The following is a 20,688-nucleotide window of genomic DNA, read 5'->3' as shown; positions in this document are numbered from 1 at the left end:
GCTCACCGTGAGGTGCCCATGACCACCAATCGTCGCAAGACGTTGCCGCCGGTATCCCCCAAGGTGCCGAGCGAGCTCAGGCCCCTGATCTCGGCCATGACAGAGATCATCGAGACTGGCGAGGGGGTGCGCGGCAACCCCCTTGACCAGAAGCTTACCTATCGCGACCTGATCGACAGCGGCCTGGCTGCGCTGCGCAACGGCGCGCGCCCGGGGCAGCCTGGCAGCCTGATCCCCGGCGACAACATCCCGGTGCCGGACATGTCCGTGCCGCCAGCGCCTACCGGCTTCCACGCGGTGGGCGGCTTCTACGGCATGGTGACGCTGACCTGGGACAACCCCGGAGACGCCTACGGCAACCACGCCTATACGAATATCTACCGGAGCGTCGACGATAATTTCGCCAACGCTGAGCTGGTCGGCCGTGACTCGGGCATGCTCTACAGCGACATCGTCCGCAACGACGTGCTGGTAGGCATGCCGGTTGGTTACTACTACTGGATCACCTTCACCTCCACCGCTGGCGTCGAGGGCCCGCCCAACGATGGCGGCGGCACCTATGCAGCGCCGTTGATCGATGTCCAGGTGCTGCTGGAGACCCTGGCGGAGAACCTGGCCGATGAGCCGTCTGACATCGGCAGCCCTGACGAGACGCTGATCCTCCACGCCAACCGGTTCGCGGTTCGCTTCGGTGCCAACGAGGAGGAGTGGGTCTACCCGCTGGTGGTGGCCACCGTCAACGGCGAGCCGACCGTGGTGCTGGATACCGCCATCATCCGCGATGGCTCGATCCAGGAGGGGCAGCTGGGCCAGATCACGATCGGAAAGATCGATAAGAACGACGGCACGCCGATCACCGCCGTCTCCGGCCTGATTCGCGCCGACGCGATCGACGCCGATAACCTGAGCGTGGCCGAGGCGGCGACGTTCTACGGCATCGCGCAGTCGAACAACTACGTGCCAGGGCAGTCAGGGTGGATTCTGCATCCGAACGGTTACGCGGAGTTCGGAGGCGGAGTCGACATCGACTACAGCGTTATCGGTGGGTCAAAGCCGCCCTCTGACGCTGACAAGACCTCCTCAAACACTGCCTACGACACTGCAAGGGTGGCAGGAACAACGGCATCAACTGTTCGCGACCGTGCAAACAACGGCAACGCGGCGAACACTCGCGTAAACCAGTGGACCCGGCCGGGCTCGACGCTGATCTGGGGCAACCAGATATCCACGGCAGACGCCTACGTCGATACGCTGCAGATCAAGGGCAATGCCGTCATCATTCCGGTGTCGGTGGTCAGCACCGGCCTGACCGTCCACAGCAGCATCCCGGACAAGCGCTGGTACACCATGATCAGCGGCAGTATCAACTCCGAGGGGCAGCCGGTCATCGTGACGTTCTCGGCTGGCCTGGTGATCGGCGCCTACATGGATCACCCCTCTTCGGTGGATATCCGCGTGCTGGTCGGCGGCTCTCAATATCTCTATTACCCCGAGGCGGCAGAGGCCAACGCCAGGACGCCCTTTTCGACCACGTTCAAGCTGGGCGGGGCAAGCGGATCCCGGTCCATCTCGGTGCAGATCCGGGCCAATAACCCGGCAGAGGATGGCTTCGGCACGCCCCGATCCCAGATCGGACACCGCAACCGCAGCCTGACCATGATGGGTACATTGAGATGAGCCACGACACTTACGACTATGCGGTCTACGACCAGGGCACTGGTCGGATTGACCGAGTCATCAACTGCCCTACCGATCAGGTAGGCCTTCAGGTTGGCGACGGCGAGGCAGCCGTCTTGTGCTTTGAGGTCGGCGTGGTGGCTGACGACACCCACTACGTTGATGTCGATAGCGCGCAGATCCTCCCCCGCCGGGCACTGGAGCCGAATGTCCAGTTGGCCAACATGGAGATGACCATCACCAACATCCCGGCGGGATCGGTGGTCAATGCCCACGGCACAGAGCTGGTCGCAGACGATGATGGCGTGGTGTTCGATACCGAGCTGCCCAGCTATGGCTTCGTCATCATCGATGCCGGCGCCGAATATCAGACCTGGATCGAGGAGGTCGCGATCGATGAATAGGGCCACCATCCGCAAGTTCCCCGACATTGAGCGCGCGCGAGAGCACTACCTGGCGGAGGTGGATCGTGTCGCCGCCCAGGGAGACGTCGAGCCTACCGTGCGCGCCAGGCGAGAACAGAAGTACCAGGAGGCTCTGGCCGGAGGCGGCCCCTTCCTTCACGCCGAGGCGGAGGCTCTCGGGGTGCCGCTGCAGCAGGTCATCGATGCTGTCCTGGATGCTCGCCGTGAAGCGGATCAGGTGGAAGCCCAGGCTGAGGCCACCCGAATCGCGGCAAAGGCGGAGATCCGCAAGGCGGGCGCTGTGCGCGAGATGCAGCGGGCCCTGTCAGGGCTGAAGTAGCCATCTGCTACAATGGTCGGCAATTCGCCCACCGTGAGGTGCGCCATGCCACGCCCCGACGAACATCAGTTCCTGCGCTATGTCCTCCGCGAGGACACGGCGGCTATTGCTGCCTTCAAGACCATATCCCGGGTATCCCAGACACTGGACGATCTGATCGACAAGGATCGCCCGGTGTCCGATGGCGACGTGATCTCGGCGTTCTGGATGATCATTGTCGAGCTCCCCGCCAACCCCTTTTATCGTGCCAACGAGATATACCTGCGCCCGCTTCTGGCCAGCGCGCTGTCTGACTGGCGCGTCAGTGTCGCCCTGGAGCGTGATGGCGATGCTCACGGCCGCCACCTCGCATTCGTCCTGCGTGACCAGCTTGCCGGCGTGCTGTGCCAGATGGCCTATCTCGTGGGCGGAGAGCAATGGATGAACCAGGTGGCGGTCGAGATCCGCCGCCATGTCCACGAGGACACCCTGTCCGAGTACATCACGGATCTTGACTCTTCCTACGCATTGAATGGAGACCGCGCATGAGCACTGGTGCCGATGGCGGCAATGACATTGAAGATACCCCCGAGCAGCGGCAGCTGGCGGCGGTGGCTGCCGAGAAGTGGAATTTCGCGCAGCAAGAACTGGCGCCGCTCGAGGACGCCTACATGGAAAGCGTGGGCGAGCTCACCAGCCCTGGCTCGATGAGCTACATTGCTGGCCGCGCCATGCAGGGTCAGCAGCAGGCGGAGAGCGGGCTCAATCAGCAGGCGACGGACACTCTGACACGCGCCGGCATCGACCCGAGCAGTGGCCGCTTCCAGACCGAGGCGCACGGCCTGGCGCTCGATTCTGCCAGCACCGGCGGAGAGACCCTGGGTCGCGCTCAGTTCTCCCAGGAGAGCGAGCAGATCAAGGGCTACCAGAACATCATCGCCATGGGTCAGGGCGAAGCCACTCAGGCGCAGAACGGCCTGGCAGGCCTTGCCGATCAGGCGGCCGCTGACGCGCGCAACGAGTCGGTGAACGAGTTCAACCGCCGAAGTGCCAACCTGCAACTTCTCGGCCAGGCGGCGGGGGCTGCGACCTCCTACGGCATGAACGCCAACAGCGCCCCCACCGGCGGCACAGCAACGCCCGGCTACGAGCCTGGCGTGGGCCTCGATCTCTACGGATAACCAGGAGCTAGCCAATGGCTGTCGACTTCACGACCAGACTGGCGTCGGTGTCTGTGCCGGACAGTGAAACCTCGCAGATCACCGTCAGCCCTACCCAGGCCTTCCGAGGCGACCAGGGTGCGTCCGAACTACTGGGCCAGATCAACCGCGCCCAGTGGGACGACTGGCGCAACCGCTTCGCTCCCTACATCTCCGCGCTGGCGGACATCGCCGACGACCCTCAGGCCGCTGGCCAGGCCGCCGAGAACGCACAGAACGCCATGGGCCTCGCCTACGACGTGGCCGAGCAGTCCGAAGAGCAGCGCCGCCAGGCGTATGGCGTCGATCAGACGGCCGCCCAGAAGGCTGCCAACGATCGCATGTCGAACCTGTCGCGCGTGGCCGATACCGTCACCGCCGGCAACCAGGCCCGCATCTCCGCCCAGGATCGTCAGAGCGCCATCCTGGCCGGCGGCCTGGGCCTGTCCAACGTACCCGATCAGGTGCTGAACAACTGATCCCCGATAACGACTCACCGGGAGGTGACTCACCATGTCATACGGACTACTCGGCCTTCGAGGCCAGCTTGAAGGCGAGGCCATGCAAGGCCTGAAGGACATCTCGAATCAGCAGCGTCAAGCGAAGGCTCTCGAGGAGCAGCAAGAGCAAGCGAAGCAGACTCAGCAAATGAGTGCTACCGCCACCGGCGCTGCCGTAGGCGCAACCTATGGCGGCCCCTGGGGCGCGCTGATCGGTGCCGGCGTCGGCTACCTCTCCGGCGAACTGATGTAAGGAGGCTGTCATGGCAGGACTTGATACACGCGGCTTCAGTGACGGCTTCCTTCGCGGCTTCGAAGTGATGGACAGACACCAGGCTCGCAAGGACCAGCAGCAGCGCGCGGACCAGCAGGACCGTCGTGCCGAAGAGCGATTTCAGTGGCAGAAGGATCAGGCTGAAACCGCCGGCAAAGAGCGCGAAGAGGCCAAGGATCTGCAGACCATACAGTTCACCCTGGGCAAGATCGCCCAGGGCATGGACGTGTCTGAGGACGAGCTAGCCGTCCTGCAAAAATACCCGAGGTTTCATGCAGCCTTTGACCCCGCAAGCGACGCGGCACTGGCCCAAGCGCAGGCGGTGATGGACCCGAGCAATCCGGCGAGCCTGAACCAGCCCGAAAGCATCGAGGCGCTCAACCAGCTTTTCGCTGCCGACATCAATAAGGGTGGCGGGGGTCGGAAGCGCATCGTCGCGGCTGTCCCAGGCCCGGATGGCGAGAGCCTGAACTTCGAGCTCGAGGTGGTGGGCGAAGATGGCCAGGCCTACCGGGCGCCGATGACCCAAGGTCGAGAGCCTGGTGGCGATGACGACATCGTCATGAACGTGCCAGTCGGCCGGCTGATTGAGGCCACCCAGGGGATTGGCGCTCTTCGCAAGGCCTTCTCTACGCCCCAGGCCCAGGAGCAGGCGAGCAGACTTCTGCAGGTGCTGCGCGGCGAACCGAGCGAATCTTGGGAGCAGGTCGAAGGGCCGGACGGATCCGTCTTCCAGCGCAACGCCAGGACCGGCGAGATGCGCAGCCTGTTGGGCCGCCGTCCTCGCAGCAGCGGCTCTTCCTACTACAACCGCCCTACTGCCACTCAGCGGGATCTTCAGTTCCTCGTCGACAACGGTGTCGCCCCGGATCTCAAGACTGCCTGGGAGATGTTCAAGAATCGCGGTGACGATGGCTATGAGCGCGGCCAGGACGAGATCCAGTACATCGAGGGGCGCCTTGAAGAGATCAGCGACATTATGGGCGATCGCGTGGCGCTCTCTCAGATGAGTGACGCAGATCGAGACTCGCTCTTGCAGGAGCAGCAACAGCTGCGCGCGCGGCGAGATAATGTCGCCTCTTCGCTGTTTGGCAGTTCGTCCAGTTCAGCACCACAGGGATCTCCCCAGCCCTCCGGGTCCGGCCAAGAAAGTCCGCAGGCCGCCAGCGAGGAATCGCCAGCCACGGCAGACGATATCCTTAGCAAGTTCCTCTGATCAAAAAGGAGCCGCGTGTGAACGCCGCTAGCCAAAACGCCTCCCCCAAATGGTCTGATATCGCCGCAGACGAATCCTTCCAGCGGGCAACCCCCGAGGTTCGCCAGCAGGTGAGAGATCAGTTCTTCTCGAAGGTGGTCGAGCCGGCGACGCCTGAGGCGCTACGCGGCGAGGTCCGCGAGAAGTTCTATTCCCAGACCGCTGGCGATATCGGCGGTCAAGGTGGGCTCGCCATGCCTGAGGAGCAGCGACCTGCCGAGCCCCAGCAGGACCAAACTCAGCAGCAGCGCCCGCAGGGTGGCCAGCAGCGGCCATCTGGCCTCGCTATGCCCAACGCCTCAGAGGAGGAGAGAAACGCTGCCTGGGAGGCTGCCTGGAAGGCTGAGGGGGTGCAGAACCCGCAGCAGGACACCGGCGTCAACATCGACGTATCCAAGGCGAACGCCGACAGCAACCTGCTTACCGATGCCGGGAACCTTCTGGCGATTGGCGCAGACAAGATGGCGCTCAACTTCCGGGAGGCAACGCGCCAGGTGCTTGGCGAGAACGTGGCCAATGCGCTAGACCGCGTTGACGAGTTCTTGAACGGCAAGTCGAGCGAGGATCTTCTCTCCGACCGCATCGAGCACAACGAGAGCCAGATCACCGATGCCACCCGGGCTGCCCAGCAGAAGGAGTTCATTACCGAGGACGAGGACGGCAACTACCAGCTCGGCCCGGCCTGGAAGGATCCACGCACCTACTTCGCGGGCATCACCGAATCCCTGCCTGAGATGGCGGCGACTATGGCGCCATCCACTCTGCTGGCAAAGGCTGCCTATGGCTATCGTCTGGCCCGAGGGGCCACCCGTGCTCAGGCGGCGGTCTCTGCGGCGAGAACGGCCACCGCCGCCGGCGCACTATCTGAGGGCGCCCTGGGCGGTGCTGCTGCGGCGCGTGACGTGCGGGAAGCCATCGAGTCGATGCCGGACGAGAAGCTTCGCGAATCAGATGCCATTCAGATGCTGATGCTCGAGGGCAAGACCTTCGACGAAGCGAAAAAGACGATCACCGAGGATCTCCAGAGCCAGACCTTTATGGTGGCCGGCGCGATCACCGGCGCCTTCGGTGGCGCTGGTGACCGGTTCCTTGCCAAGCTGCTCACTGAGGGCGGCACCGGCAGGTTTGCCTCCATGCTCCGTGGCGGGGTCGCCGAGGGCTTGCTTGAAGAAGCTCCGCAGGAAGGTGGTCAGCAGATCGCCAAGAACCGCGCGCTCGGCGTTGTGGACGACTCAGTCGGCACCTTCGACGACGTGCCCAACGCCATGGCAGGCGGCGCCGCGATCGGTGGCGTCATGGGTGGCGGGCTTGGTCTCGCAGGGGGTGGTCGCCCGGCCCAGCCTCAAGACGAGGCGCCTGGTGCTACTCCTCCAGCTGAGGCGGCACCAGAAGCAGCACTCGAGGACGCCGAGACCGACGTCGTCGATCGTGTTGCCAGCGACCTGGACCTCCTGCGGTCGAACCGTCGCGACCTGGACGACGCCGGCCGCGAGCGCCGGGACAGCCTGATCGATGGCGACGCCTACAAGGAGCTCCGCGCGCGCGCTGAAGAGCTCGGCATGGACGAAGCGGTGATTGAGCTCGAGCAGGCTCATCGCGTTGCTGGCGAGGCCTTCGAGCAGGAGACGCTGGCCGCTCAGTCCGGCAGTCAGGAATCCATGGAGGCAGCCCGTTCCCTGTCCAGCCAGGCGGCAGATCGCCTGCAGTCTGCGCTGGACATGATGCGTGGCGGACCCCAGGCCCAGGCCGAGGTTCAGGCGGAAACCCAAGCAGACCCACAGGCAGAGCCGGAGGCCTCCCAGGCCGAAGCCCCGGAGGTTGAGCCGACCGTCAATCGCGCCCAGTCCGATATCGGCAACCGGCTCCAGATCGCCCAGGACGGGCTGGCCGACCTGGGTCGTGCCGCTAGACGCTCTGGCTACCAGGCAGAGACGCGCACCCGCACTGCTGACCAGCTGCTGCGCCGCGCGCGCCAGGCATTCGAAGCTGGGCGCACGGACGAAGCAGAGCGCCTGCTTGGCCAGGCTGATCGCCAGACAAGCAATCTGCGTCGCGACATGGGTCGATCCGGCACCACCGAGAACCCTGCCCGCGCCACTGGCGAGTATGAAACCGACCGCCCTGTCGGGCTCCTTGGTATGGACGGGCGTCGCCTTAACGCCCCCGAGGACGTCATCTACGCCGAAGGGCCGCCTGTCGATCGCACCGAGTACGAGGCTCCCGCCAGGAAGGTGCGTCGTGATGAAGAGCTTCAGCGCCAGACAGCGGCGCGGCGCCAGGCTGACCAGGATCTCCAGGCCAGGGCGCAATCCGATCAGCCCCTTCTGGGTGACGCCGGCATCGTCTACGGCGAAGGCCCTACCCAGCGTCGCGGCAACGCCAACACCGGCCTGGACATGCCGTCCTCCAGCGATCCTCGCTACGTCCAGGATCAACTCGACCGCGCCGTTCAGGAGACCGACGTCAACCCGACGCCGGCGCAGGCCGAAGCCGGCAACTACCGCAAGGGTCGCGCCAGCTTCAACGGCCTCGACATCGCCATCGAGAATCCGCGAGGTTCCACCCGACGCGGCAAAGACGCCAACGGCACAGCCTGGGAATCTACCCTGGCGCACCACTATGGCGACATCAAAGGCACCAAGGGCGCTGATGGCGACAACATCGACATCTTCATCGGCGAGAGCCTGGACAGCCCGAAGGTCTACGTCGTCGACCAGGTCGACCGCGACGGCAACTTCGACGAGCACAAGGTGATGATGGGCTTCCGCAATGAAGCCGAGGCCCGCCGAGGTTACCAGGGCAACTACCCCAAGGGCTGGGACGGCATTGGCGCCGTCACCGAGCTCACGCCGCAGCAGTTCAAAGACTGGCTGCGCGACGCCGACACCACCCTGCCAGTCGGCGAGGTGGTTAATCGCGACCGCGCCGGCAAGGGCACCCAGGCGACCACGGGTGCAGACCGCGCTGGCGACACCGAAGGCGCGCGCGACCAGAACGAAGATTCAGTTGCGCGCCCCGAAAAACGATCACCTCAAGGGGATGTTTCGTCAGGCACTAAACGACGCCAACGAGGCGTTACCGGAGAGCGACAAGCTGAAGCTGCCGCAGGGTCTGAAACAGATCAGCAAGACGCCGAAGTGGGTGGCCCTCCTCTTCTCACCACCCAAGACGAGCAGGATCTAGCCGACCGCGAGCAGGCAGAGCAAGCCGATACCGATGCTCGTCGCCAGGAGCAGCAGCGCTCCCAGGCCGACCGCGACCTTGACGATTTCATCCTGGCCGGCAGCGATCTTCCAGCCGATCAGGCTGTATCCCGGGGCCAGAATCCTCTGTTTTCCTTTGCTGGTTCGCGCGCCAGTAATGCTGATCTTCATTCACTCGAGCGCGCAAAGCGCATGCTTGAGAACGGTCACGACCCTGAGACCATACGCCAAGAGACCGGATGGTTTGAGGGCGTAGACGGCAAGTGGCGCTTTGAAATCGACGACAGTGATGCACGCTTCCTGCCCTTCGTAGACAAGTCAGCAGGAAACCAGTGGACTAAGCCACTGGAAGACGTGGTCGATCACCCTCGGCTGTTTGCCGCCTATCCCACGCTGCGAGATGTAAGCGTAGTGTCGGTCAGAGGCATGGGGCGTAAGCGTGGTCGCTACGTACCGAGGCGCAGAGAGATTACGCTAAACGCTGAACGTGATCCGATGGAGCAATTCAGCACGTTACTCCACGAGATTCAGCACGGCATCCAGCATATCGAGGGTTTTGCATCGGGTGGTAGTCCAGACAGTTACCGGTTGCCGCCCCGGCGGGAGCAGTGGCTGCGCGACAAGATTCAGGAACTGACGCGAGAATCCGGCGACTTCGCTCGTGGGGTGTTGGAACAATACAAGGCCGGCGAGATCACTTCAGACCAGGCTCAGCACCGCATTCAACAGCGCGCCGATGAGATCGGGCTTAACGAGCTTCGCAGTAGGCTCCGCGAAGGCGATGAGCGCGGTGCCTATCGCTATTACCAGCGTCTCTACGGCGAGACTGAGGCACGAAACGTACAGACTCGCCAGAGCATGTCGGAGGCCGAGCGCAGAGGCACTTCTCCGGCCGAGACCCAAGACGTTCCAGACAGCGAAGTCGTGGTGGTCTACAACGGCTTGGAGATGGCAGGCGCCCCGGGGCCCGCCAACGCTAGCACCACGGCCTCCGCCAATGAGTCCACCATCACTCTAGCCGAAGACATCGCGGCAGCGCTTGGAGGCGTCAAGGAGCTGTCTGACACCCGAGTGATCCAGACGACGCAAGAACTTCCGCCGTCCGCCTTGGTCGGTATGGCGCTACGTGGCATCGACCCAGGTGATGTTCGCGGTATGTACATTGGTGGTGATCTATACGTCATCGCTGACAACGTCGGAAGCATAAAGGAGGGCGTGCAAACCGCCGTGCACGAGGCAGTCGGTCACAAGGGAATCCGTGCTGTACTCGGCGAAGACCTGGCGCCCGCTATGCTCTCGCTCTACCACTCACTGCCAAAGAGTAGGCGTGGACGCGAGGCTCTGGAAGAAGTGCGTCGTGACTATCCTTTCCTCGACCCGGCGAAGCGCGAGGACCGCATCACCATCGGCGAGGAGATGGTGGCCCATCTACTGGAGAAAGGGTATCGCCCCAAAGCCTGGCAACGTGCCGTTGCTAAGCTCCGCGAGCTACTGCGTGGTCTATTTCCCAGCATCGCCTGGACCTATGGTGACGTGTTGGCGCTGGGCGAAAAATCGCGAGACCATCTTCGCCGCCAACAGGCCGAACGTAATTCTGCGCAGGCTAAGCGCACGATCACGCGCTACAGCAAGCGGAAAACAGAAACCCCGCTTTTCACTCCCATCCGACATGAGGCTGAAATCTATCGCCGAGACCTGAACAAGGCGATGAGCAGCAAGCATTCTAAGGTGCCTCCGATTCGGATGGGGCGCACACCGCCGGTACTGGCGAGCCTGGGGGCGCCTGACCTGCCCATATCGATCACTCGTGACGTTCTGAACAAGGCCACCAGCGCCAAGCATCATGTCTCGATGGAGACGATTCAGCGATTGCCGGAGCTGCTTCATGATCCGGTGGCGATACTCGACTCTCGAACAAGTCAGGATGCTCTGGTGGTGCTGGTTAATGCCGTTGATGCAAAAGGCAAGGCGGTACTGGTGCCGATCCACCTCAACAAACGTCAGCAATATATTCACGTCAACCGAGTCGCCAGTGTCTATGGCAAGGACGGTGCGCAAAGATTCGTGGAGAAGGGTATCGAGGAAGGACGGATGCGGTACGTCAATAAAAGGAAAAGCCCCGAGTGGCTCCAATCCTCCCGGCTCCAATTGCCGGGTGAGGGAGCTCCATCTCGAGGCTTTGACAAAAGCGTAATCACGCCAGATGACATTGTCAATCAGGTCCAGCGCTACGCCATGGCGCCATCGCCCAGTCCTGTTGGCGCCTACAGCGACAACGATAGCACCAACTTCTCGCTGCCTGACGAAGCCCTGGTGGGTAAAGCGCTTCGTGTCCTGACCGACAAGATGCGCCCGCTGAACAAGCTCCAGGAGGCGATCACCAAGCATGGCGGTCGTGTCACCCAAGACAACGACGTCTACCTGGCTGAGGAGCTCTTCCACGGCAAGGCCGAACACGACCTTCGCCAGATCCGAGAGCGGTATGTTGAGCGCCTGGCGGAAGGGATGGCACAGTCCGGCATCAGCCAGGAGGCGCTTGACGAGTACCTCTATGCCCGCCACGCGCCGGAGCGCAATGCTCGCATCGCTGAGCGCAACCCTGGTGATCCTCGCTACGCTGACGGCGGCTCAGGCATGAAGACGCAAGATGCCCTGGATATCCTGGATCGTATCAACAGCGGGCCCAAGCGCGCCGAGTTCGAGCGGCTGGCAGGCATCGTCGACGACATGCTCCGCAAGCAGCGCGAGGCGATCCGAGAGGGTGGCCTGGAGACGGATGAAACCCTCGACGCTTGGGAGGCAAGCTATCGCTACTACGTGCCGCTGAAGGGCTTCGCTGAAGACGACAAGGCCGACCCTGGTCGTCCTCGCACTGGTCGCGGATTCGAGATCAAGGGCAAGGAGTCGAAGACCGCCCTGGGGCGTCTGTCACGCGCTGACTCACCGTCCACTCAGGCGATCGTCGATACCACCCAGGCAATCATCCGTCGGCGCAAGAATGAGGTTGGCAACGCCCTCCTCTCGCTGGTGACCGACAATCCGAATCCCGACCTGTGGCAGGTGTATACCAACGACAACCCCGACACCCAGCGCGTCCGCGTCACTGTGAAAGATCCTGTCACTGGTCGTGACAAAGTCGAGGCGCGAGAGCGTCCGATCGCTATGGAGGGTGACGAGCGCTACTTCAAGACCAAGAAGGCGGGCCGCACGTTCTACATCAAGATCAAGGACGAGCGCCTGATGAACGCCATGCGCAACGTCGGCCCGGAGAAGAACGGGATGATCGTGAACGCCATGGGCGCCGTGACTCGACTGATGGCCAGCCTGGTCACCAGCTACAACCCTGAATTCATGCTGACGAACTTCGCTCGTGACGTGCAGACCGCCCTGCTCAATCTCCAGGCCGAGCAGAGCAAGGCAGACGGCAAGATCCGTGGCAAGCGCATCGTCCGTCAGACCATGCGCGATCTGCGCCCTGCCATGGCAGCGGCTTACCGTGGCCTCTCCAGCCGCCAGGGCAAGACCCCGAAGTCTCGCCTGTGGGACCGGTACTTCCAGGAGTTCATGGAGGACGGCGCCAAGACCGGGTACTTCGACATGAAGGACATCCAGGGGCAGGCCAAGGAGATTGCTTCCATGATGCGTCGTGCGCGCGGCGGCACCATTGGCTCGGCGCTAGTGTTCCGGAAGAAGACCGCCGACTTCGTCGAAAATATCAACGGCGCAGTGGAGAACGCGTCACGCCTGTCGGCATACGTCAACGCCCGACGCGCCGGTGTCAGCCGCAAGAAGGCGGCCAGCCTGGCGAAGAACATGACAGTAAACTTCAACCGCCGGGGCGAGCTCGGCTCGATGTTCAACGCCTTCTACATGTTCTTCAATGCCAGCGTCCAGGGTAGCCGAAACTTCGCTCGGACCATGGGCGGTCTGCGCGAAGTGGATGAGAACACCAGCCGCTCCAACGTCTGGGGCCGCATGAATACGGCGCAACGCACCGCCCTGGCGATGGCGGCCGGCTCGTTCTTGCTGGCGATGGTCAACCGCTCGCTCTCTGAGGAAGACGACGACGGTGAACTGTTCTGGGACAAGATCCCGGCTTACGAGAAGGAGCGGAACCTGATCTTCATGACCGGCGACAAGGACTACGTGAAGATCCCACTACCCTACGGCTACAACGTCTTCTCGGTGCTGGGCACCCAGGCAGAGGCGACTCTTCGGGGCGACAAGCCGGCTATTCAGTCTGGATTAGACACCGTCCTAGCCATCCTTGGCAGCTTCTCGCCAATTGGGCTTGAGGGCTCCGAGGAGGCTACCAACGCCACGCTCAAGAACGTCACGCCGACCCTGTTCAGATCGCTCGTGCAAATTGGGGTAAACGAGGACTTCGCCGGCCGCCCGGTCTACAAGGATAATCTGCCGTTCGGCACGCCAAAGCCGGATAGCGCCCTCGCTTTTCGGTCTAATCCTGAAGCCTATCAAAGCATTACCCGCTTCTTGAACGAAGCATCTAATGGGAGTGAATATCGCAGCGGTGCTATCGACATGAGCCCCGAGGTGCTGCAGCACATCGTCAACTTCTACGGTGGCGGCGCCTGGGGCTTCGCCGAGAAGACCGGCGACTTCGTTCATCGTCTGACCACTGGCGAGGATGTCGAGCGCTACCGGGTGCCGTTCGCCGGCCGCTTTGCCAGCAACGTCAGCGAGTATGGCGACATCCAGAGCTTCTACGAGCGCCGCGATGAGGTCGGCCAGTACGCCAAGGAGTTCGAGAACCTTCCTTTGAATGAGGTCGAGGACTATTACGTCGAGTATGGGCGGATGATCGAGTTGTTCGACCTGGCCAAGGATGTCGAGGAGAATCTTAGCGCCCTGCGAGAAGTTCGCGATATCATCGAAGACGACAAGTCGCTGACTACGGTAGAGCGCCAGGAGAAGCTGAAGGAGTTGGAAGAGGTGATGGACGCGGAAGTTGACTACTTCAACCTGGAGTATCGATTGGCGAAGGAAGCCATGTAGCGCTGGCCGGGTCGGCGCCACAAATGGCGCTCCACTCAGCCAAAACTTCTTTGGGAATATCAGAATCTATCGCTGGGATGTCCTAGGCTCGGCAATTCCCGCCGCGTCTTCCAGTCATGTATGATGACTACCGTCTGGTTCTGTTGTCCTGTGGAACCAGACGGCACCCAGCTTTTCTAGGGCAGATCAGAAGGGTCTTTTGATGAATTATCATCAATACGCCGGACAACACGCCCCCATTCATTATAACTCACACCTTCTTTAACAGCGCAGATATCAAGTATCAAATTAATAGCATCGGACGTCTGTGCTTTCGGTATATTTTCAAGCAGACACTGATTGTAGTCATCAACATTTCCAGCGTACGCGGCCTCAGACAAAAAAGTGAGAGCCAGAAACATTACTCGCAATCCTTTCATAATCACTCCTCAAGATCTTTTAAAATCAGTAATCGCTCAAACTATCGCTTATGTAAAAAACATATACGCATTACACTGAAAAAACATAGGAACTTATAGATGAAAATAATCGAAAATTAGCACCCAGGTGCTGACTTTCTGATCCCATGTTGCTTTGACATCAGTAGTTGCCGAATAAAGACTGACGGGTCTCCCACTGGTCAAGTAGCTCTCTTTTCTGATCTTCGGACAGCAGCTGGAACAGTCGCTGCCCCGCTTGCTCAAGATCTTGGATGTCGCTTCTTGCGCTCAGATACAGTCCTAAAGATAGGGTTGTGCTTACGAATAGAACCGCAATAACGTCGTTCTTGGTTATCATCCGGTCTCAAGACTCCGTCTTCGCCCACTTGCATGCTCATGCGGGAATATTAGTCGAGGCAGGAGGGATCTGCGAGTGCCTCAGGGTGAGAGATCCGGTGTGACCGGATTGTGTGCGAGAGCGGTCAATCAGTGTGACCAGAGGGGTAATTCTGTCAATTGGGCAGGGGTTGGTCACAGTGCGCTCGGCGTAATTCCCCTTCTGCGTCAATACGTTGTGTGGTGTGTGGGTAGCTCGGGTAGGTCTTGAAAACCGGCAAGGGTTAACGCCCTTCCAGGGTTCGAATCCCTGTCCCTCCGCCACCTCGAATCCAGAAGGGGATCAGTCGACAGACTGATCCCCTTCTTCGTTTCTTCCCTCTTCGTTCAACAGCTCCCTGCCTGTCGGCACGCCAGTCCTTGGACGGTCTCGAGGCGCTGCCCCGCCATGGTTCTTCACACCAGCTACTGCACACCTGGTTCTGTACACCAGCCCCAGCAGCAAGGTCTGTTCACCGGTTGTCGTGAAAAGGTCACCGATTGTCGTTGATGGATTGGCGACAACGCCGCAAATCGTGCACCCTGCTTACATCTGTTGCTCCAGGCAGCACGACAGGGACGAACCAGACACGATGCATCAGGGCGCCAGAGCATTACAGGTGGCGCAACGTGCATGTCGGAGGAGCTAGCATGAGGTCTCTTTCCAGCACCGGATTTGCGATTTTCGGCGCGGCCCTGGTCGCCATCAGCTACGGACTCGCCCGTTTTGCCTTCGGCCTGTTTGTCCCCCAGATTCGCGATGAACTATCGCTGACGCCTGATGCCATCGGCATCATCGGCGCCCTTCCCCTCATCAGCTTCCTGCTGTCCACGGCGGTGGCGCCTTACGCCACCGATCGTCTTGGCGCCCGCTACGCAGCGGTACTGTCCGGGCTTTTCGGTATCGTCGGCCTGGCACTGATCAGCCGAGCGGCCGATGCGACCATGCTCAGCATCGGGGTGTTCGCCTGCGGCATCTGTACCGGCCTGATGATGCCCGCACTCACCGCCGGGATGCAGGCGCTGGTGAGACGCTCACTGCATGCTCGTGTCAGTTCGGTCATGAATGCGGGAACCAGTATCGGCGTGATCGTCGCTGTGCCAACGGTACTGTTCATGGCGGACGCCTGGCGACTGGCCTATCTGTCCTTCGCCCTGCTGACGGTCATCGGCGTGTGCGCTACCTGGCTGTACCTACCCTCGGTGTCGCGCATCACGCCTTCCAACGCCGCCGACCCACCTGCATTGCGTGAACTGCCGTGGTCACGGCTCGTGAGGCTCACCCTGTTTTCCTACGCGATGGGCTTCATCTCGGCCGCCTACTGGATCTTTGCTCCGGACCTGGTGGTGACGCTTGGCGGTCTGTCACCAAGCGCCACGGGGTGGCTGTGGCTCGCCGTCGGGATCGCCGGTCTCGGCGGTGCGGTGGTGGCGGATCTGGCCGACCGCAACAATCCGCCCATCACACAGGCCTTGATGCTGACCATGCTGGCGGCAAGCCTGGCATTGCTTGCCGCCAGCCCCGCCCAACCCGTGCTGGCGGCATTCTCCGCTCTGGTCTTTGGCCTCGCCTACATGAGCTTGACGGGTCTTTACCTGATGACCGGCATTCGCCTGCTGCCCGGACGCCTGGCGATGGGGCCGGTGCTGCCTTTCATGGCCGTGTCGCTTGGCCAGGCCACCGGTTCGCCGGTCATCGGCGCACTGCTCAATGTCTTCAGCTATGCCGAGGGGTTCGCCATCTTCGCGTCAATCGGCATCCTGGTTGCCCTGCTGTCGCCCTTGTACCCAGGCCATATTCATCAGGTGGGCGATGAAGAGGTGGAAGATCCCCCGGGCCTCCAGTCCGCCTACGATCTACAGCTTCAGAACGAAGCGGGCGAGCCACTGGAGGACCCTGAATACTTGGCTGGAGAAGACCCACGAGATGAGCCGACCACCGGTCTTGAACACAGCCATAAAGAAGAACGGGGCTGACCCAAGACGCAGCAGCGACATAGCGGTATGCCCGGCATAAGTCATGCCCCTGCCAGGACCATGCGGCAATCCTGACCGGGGTCAATCACCCCAGATAACGTCGCGTCATCTCCCCTCAGTGTTATCGCCGCCGATAGCTCGGCCTGCTGTGATAGGCGCTCAACGATTTCTGAACGAGTCGCTACCGAAACACAGCAACGATTGTCGCCAGGGACACGCCCGTCGAGCCAGCGTTTCCATGCGCAGCAATCCGCTATCGAGGAAGGTGTGTCATGCAGAGGTCCGTGCAAAGGTCCATGCAAGTCATGGTCGGTGTCCTCGCCGGCCTGGTGCTGCTCTCTCCCGTATCGGGCCCGGTTGGGGCAAGCCAGCCCGAGACCGGTCGGCCCGAGACGGACGGAGCGTTATTACCCTTCGCCCCCGCCCCCATGCCGAGCGATGTACCACCTCGCCTCCAGGACGCCACCATGCAGTGGCCGGACGAGCCTTCCCACCTGCCGGAGGACGCCCCCAATGTTCTGATCGTCATGCTGGACGATGTGGGCTTCGGGGTGTCCGAGGTCTTCGGTGGCGAGGTCAGGATGCCAGCGCTGTCGCGCCTGGCCGATGAAGGCATCGAGTACACCGGCTTTCATACCACGTCCATCTGCTCTCCCACGCGGGCGTCCCTGCTGACCGGTCGCAATCATACCCGGGTGGGCTCCGGTACCATTGCCGAACGGGCGGTGGCCTTCGACGGCTATACCGGCGTGATTCCGAAGAATGCCGCCACCATGGCCGAGGTGCTCAAGCAGTACGGCTACCACACCGCCGCCTTCGGCAAGTGGCACAACACCCCGGCGGTCGAGACGACAGCGATCGGCCCCAAGGATCGCTGGCCCACCGGCTATGGTTTCGAGCACTTCTATGGCTTTCTGGGGGGCGAGACGTCTCAGTGGGAGCCACGCCTGACCGTGGACACCCTGCATGTCGAGCCCCCCGAAGACGACCCCGACTACCACCTGACCGAGGACCTGACCGACCAGGCGCTCGCGTGGCTCGCCAACTACCGGGCCTTCGATCCGGACAAGCCGTTTTTCATGTACTGGGCGCCGGGTGGGGCCCACGGGCCCCATCACGTTGCACCGCAATGGGCCGATCGCTACGACGGCCAGTTCGACGATGGCTGGGATGCCTACCGCGTGCGCACCCACCAACGACAGCTCGAGATGGGCATCATTCCGCCGGGCACAGCACTCACGCCACGCGACGACAGCCTGCAAGGGTGGGACGAGATTCCCGAGAGCCAGCGCGACTTCCAGACTCGCCTGATGGAAATCTACGCCGGCTTCGTGGAGCACACCGACAGCCAGGTCGAGCGACTGCTCGATGGCATGGCGGAAATGGGGCTTAGAGACAATACCCTGGTCATCTACATCGTCGGCGACAATGGCTCCAGCGCCGAAGGCCAGCACGGCTCGATCAGCGAACTGCTGGCCCAGAACAATATCGGCAGTAGTGTCGCCCAGCAGCTGGAGGTACTGGATCGCATGGGCGGCCTCGACGTTCTCGGCAGCCCCCAGACCGAAAACATGTACCACGCCGGCTGGGCCTGGGCAGGCAGCACACCCTTCAAGGGCACCAAGCTGCTCGGTGCCTATTTCGGCGGGACCCGCAACCCCATGGTCATCTCCTGGCCCGGCCATATCGCACCGGATGAGCAGGTACGTCACCAGTTCCACCACGTGGTGGATATTGCCCCTACCCTCTACGACATTCTGGACATCCCGCTGCCGGACGTCGTCAACGGCTACCCGCAGATGCCGATGGACGGTATCAGCCTGGCCTACACCTTCGACGACGCCGATGCCCCCGGACGCAAGCACCACCAGTTCTTCGACAATAACGGCAGTCGAGGGCTCTACCTGGATGGCTACTTTGCCGGTACCTTTGGCCCGCTGGTTCCCTGGGATACCTCGAGCGCGGCACAGCGGATCGCCGACTGGGATTCCGCCGAAGATGTGTGGGAACTCTACGACCTGCGAAGCGATTTTTCCCAGGCCAGAGATCTGGCCCACGCTCAGCCTGAGCGACTGGCCATGATGAAACAACGCTTCATGGATATCGCCGAGGACAACAAGGCCTTCCCCACCGGTGCGGGCAACTGGCTTCGCGTCCACCCCGAGGACCGGGTCAAGACGCGCTACGATCACTGGACCTTTACCCAGACGACCCAACGCATGCCGGAATTTTCGGCCCCCGGCGTTGGTCGCCAGAGTACCCGGGCCAGACTGCGTATCGACACTGGCCAGGGCGATGCCGAGGGCGTGCTGTATGCCATCGGAGGTGCCGGCGGCGGGCTCAGCGTCTATCTTGATCAGGGCAGGCTGACCTACGAGTACAATATGCTGCTGATGGAGAATACCCGCATTCACACAGCCGCCCTGGCTCCGGGCAGCCACGACATCGTCATCACCACCCGGATCCCGGTGCCCGGTAAAGCCGCGCAGGTGACGATCGAGGTGGATGGGCAGACCGCGGCGGAAGGTCAGGTGCCCTCGACGGTTCCCCTCGCCTTCAGCGCCAGCGAGACCTTCGACGTGGGCCGCGATCTGGGCTCCCCCGTCTCACGCCACTACGCAGAGCGACGCCCTTTCGCCTTTGGCGGCAAGATAGAAGCCTTTACGATCGAGCTGCTCTAATTGGTGAGGCTTTCGAACTTTACGTCGGCAATCAGGGTCATACCCGTAAACTATGCCGAGATGGATGGACATGAAGCATTATCGTGTGGAGAGTTATCAGACAAGAACGATGAAGCGCACTCGCTGGGCGGTGGTGGCATTTTCGGATTCCTCTCCCAACGCCTCACGGCGGGTGGTCTCTCGCCACGATGGACAGGACGAAGCCAGGGCCGCCGCCGCGGCCCTGGCCTTTGAAGACAAGCTCGGTCGAACGCCTACCAACGTCTGACGCGCCTGTTGATCTGATTTTTAACGCCGTATTACCCAGCGCAGGCGCTTTTCGCACAAGCCCTAGGCGCTGTCCGAAAAGTCGACGAGCGAAGGTTAGACAAGGCAAAAATCGGTGAGACAGCGCAGTTTACGGGGTGTAAATGAGCATGTTGTTCCGATTTTTAACGCCGTATTACCGAGCGCAGGCACTTTTCAGACAAGCCCTAGCAGCGGCTGGGCGAAACGCCTCTGTAAACCTCCTTGGCCTGCACCATCTCGGCACGCAAGCCTTCGATACGAGACTGATGCCCCGGATGAGTGGACAGGATCTCCGGCGGTTGATCACCGCCAACCGATGCCATATTGCGCCAGAGGGCGACGCTCTCGCCGGGATCGAATCCGGCGCGCGCCATGATGGCCAGCCCCATCACGTCGGCTTCGGACTCATGGGCACGACTGAACGGCAAGGCGATACCGAGCTGGCTGCCGATGCCCAGCGCCTGGAGCAAGGGCTCCTGACCCACGTCGCCCTCGCTCATCAGTCCTACCACCAGCAGCACGGCCTTGATGCCCAACTGCTGGGTCAATCGTTCGTTGCCATGGTCGGCGAGCACATGGGCGATCTCGTGACCGACCACCGCCGCCAGCTGTGCGGGCGTCTGAGCGACCTGCAACAGCCCCGAGTGCACGCCGATGCGCCCTCCCGGCAAGGCAAAGGCATTTGGCGAGGGATTGTCAAACACGACCACCTGCCAGTCGTCAGGCATCTCGACCTTGGGATAGACGAGCCGCGCCGACTTGATCAAGGCGTCGCTGACACATTGGACCTCGGCCTTGATGGCGGCATCGGTGGAAAGCGGTAGCTGGCTTCGCATCTGCTCAAAGGCGTCACCCCCCATGTCGCTCATCACGAAGCCAGGCACCAAGGCAAGCTGGCTACGCCCGGTGGGTGTCTCGTCGCAGCCCCCCAGCCCGACGGCCAGCAATAGCGTCAGTACCACGGGAAAATAGGATCGTTTCATCGAGCCTGACCTTTTCATGAAAAGCTGCTGGGCGACCATCGCCCTATCGTCTGAATGATGCCGTTTGTCACGGTGTTTGACTACGGCCGACGTCAGACGCATCTGGAATTCGCCATAA

Annotated in this window: 14 protein-coding genes; 12 read left to right on the top strand and 2 right to left on the bottom strand. The window is 61.9% G+C overall.

Annotated features, from left to right (window positions below):
* Positions 1–18 precede the first annotated feature (18 nt).
* The 9 genes from KUW00_RS15555 (at position 19) to KUW00_RS15515 (ending at position 13,847) form a co-directional block, all read left to right on the top strand.
* On the top strand, positions 19–1,677 hold the full coding sequence (locus KUW00_RS15555; protein WP_222569510.1) for a hypothetical protein: 1,659 nt from the start codon (positions 19–21) through the stop codon (positions 1,675–1,677).
* Entirely contained in the window at positions 1,674–2,081 is a 408-nt protein-coding gene (locus tag KUW00_RS15550; protein ID WP_222569509.1) for a hypothetical protein, read from the top strand. Before KUW00_RS15555 ends, KUW00_RS15550 begins: the two co-directional genes overlap by 4 nt.
* The gene (locus tag KUW00_RS15545; protein WP_222569508.1) at positions 2,074–2,421 is read left to right on the top strand and encodes a hypothetical protein; all 348 of its coding nucleotides are present in this window, start codon (positions 2,074–2,076) and stop codon (positions 2,419–2,421) included. The genes KUW00_RS15550 and KUW00_RS15545 overlap by 8 nt, the downstream gene beginning before the upstream one ends.
* Before the next feature lie 45 nt (positions 2,422–2,466).
* Entirely contained in the window at positions 2,467–2,949 is a 483-nt protein-coding gene (locus KUW00_RS15540; RefSeq protein ID WP_108449364.1) for a hypothetical protein, read from the top strand.
* A complete protein-coding gene (locus KUW00_RS15535; RefSeq protein ID WP_222569507.1) occupies positions 2,946–3,581 on the top strand; it encodes a hypothetical protein in 636 nt (211 codons plus the stop codon). The genes KUW00_RS15540 and KUW00_RS15535 overlap by 4 nt, the downstream gene beginning before the upstream one ends.
* Before the next feature lie 14 nt (positions 3,582–3,595).
* The gene (locus KUW00_RS15530) at positions 3,596–4,078 is read left to right on the top strand and encodes a hypothetical protein (protein ID WP_222569506.1); all 483 of its coding nucleotides are present in this window, start codon (positions 3,596–3,598) and stop codon (positions 4,076–4,078) included.
* A gap of 82 nt (positions 4,079–4,160) precedes the next feature.
* Positions 4,161–4,352, top strand: coding sequence for a hypothetical protein (locus KUW00_RS15525; RefSeq protein WP_222569505.1), 192 nt, complete (start codon positions 4,161–4,163; stop codon positions 4,350–4,352).
* A gap of 10 nt (positions 4,353–4,362) precedes the next feature.
* Positions 4,363–5,589, top strand: a complete 1,227-nt coding sequence (locus KUW00_RS15520; protein ID WP_222569504.1) for a hypothetical protein — start codon at positions 4,363–4,365, stop codon at positions 5,587–5,589.
* Between the two features lie 17 nt (positions 5,590–5,606).
* Positions 5,607–13,847, top strand: coding sequence for an LPD38 domain-containing protein (locus KUW00_RS15515; RefSeq protein ID WP_222569503.1), 8,241 nt, complete (start codon positions 5,607–5,609; stop codon positions 13,845–13,847).
* Between the two features lie 176 nt (positions 13,848–14,023).
* On the opposite strand, the gene KUW00_RS15510 is transcribed toward KUW00_RS15515, so the two are convergent.
* Positions 14,024–14,266, bottom strand: a complete 243-nt coding sequence (locus KUW00_RS15510) for a hypothetical protein (protein ID WP_222569502.1) — start codon at positions 14,264–14,266, stop codon at positions 14,024–14,026.
* Positions 14,267–15,292: 1,026 nt separating this feature from the next.
* Between KUW00_RS15510 and KUW00_RS15505 the strand changes: the two genes are divergently transcribed.
* The 3 genes from KUW00_RS15505 (at position 15,293) to KUW00_RS15495 (ending at position 19,567) form a co-directional block, all read left to right on the top strand.
* Positions 15,293–16,618, top strand: coding sequence for an MFS transporter (locus tag KUW00_RS15505; protein ID WP_222569501.1), 1,326 nt, complete (start codon positions 15,293–15,295; stop codon positions 16,616–16,618).
* A 296-nt stretch (positions 16,619–16,914) separates the two neighbouring features.
* Positions 16,915–19,299, top strand: coding sequence for an arylsulfatase (locus KUW00_RS15500; protein WP_222569500.1), 2,385 nt, complete (start codon positions 16,915–16,917; stop codon positions 19,297–19,299).
* A gap of 70 nt (positions 19,300–19,369) precedes the next feature.
* Positions 19,370–19,567, top strand: a complete 198-nt coding sequence (locus KUW00_RS15495) for a hypothetical protein (protein WP_124804775.1) — start codon at positions 19,370–19,372, stop codon at positions 19,565–19,567.
* A gap of 205 nt (positions 19,568–19,772) precedes the next feature.
* On the opposite strand, the gene KUW00_RS15490 is transcribed toward KUW00_RS15495, so the two are convergent.
* On the bottom strand, positions 19,773–20,570 hold the full coding sequence (locus tag KUW00_RS15490; RefSeq protein ID WP_045993710.1) for a M48 family metallopeptidase: 798 nt from the start codon (positions 20,568–20,570) through the stop codon (positions 19,773–19,775).
* Positions 20,571–20,688: the final 118 nt, after the last annotated feature.

It is taken from the genome of Halomonas sp. DP5N14-9, assembly GCF_019802175.1.
Classification (GTDB): domain Bacteria; phylum Pseudomonadota; class Gammaproteobacteria; order Pseudomonadales; family Halomonadaceae; genus Halomonas; species Halomonas litopenaei.
The sequence above is the reverse complement of the archived record's forward strand: the minus strand, read 5'-3'. Positions and strand labels throughout refer to the sequence as shown.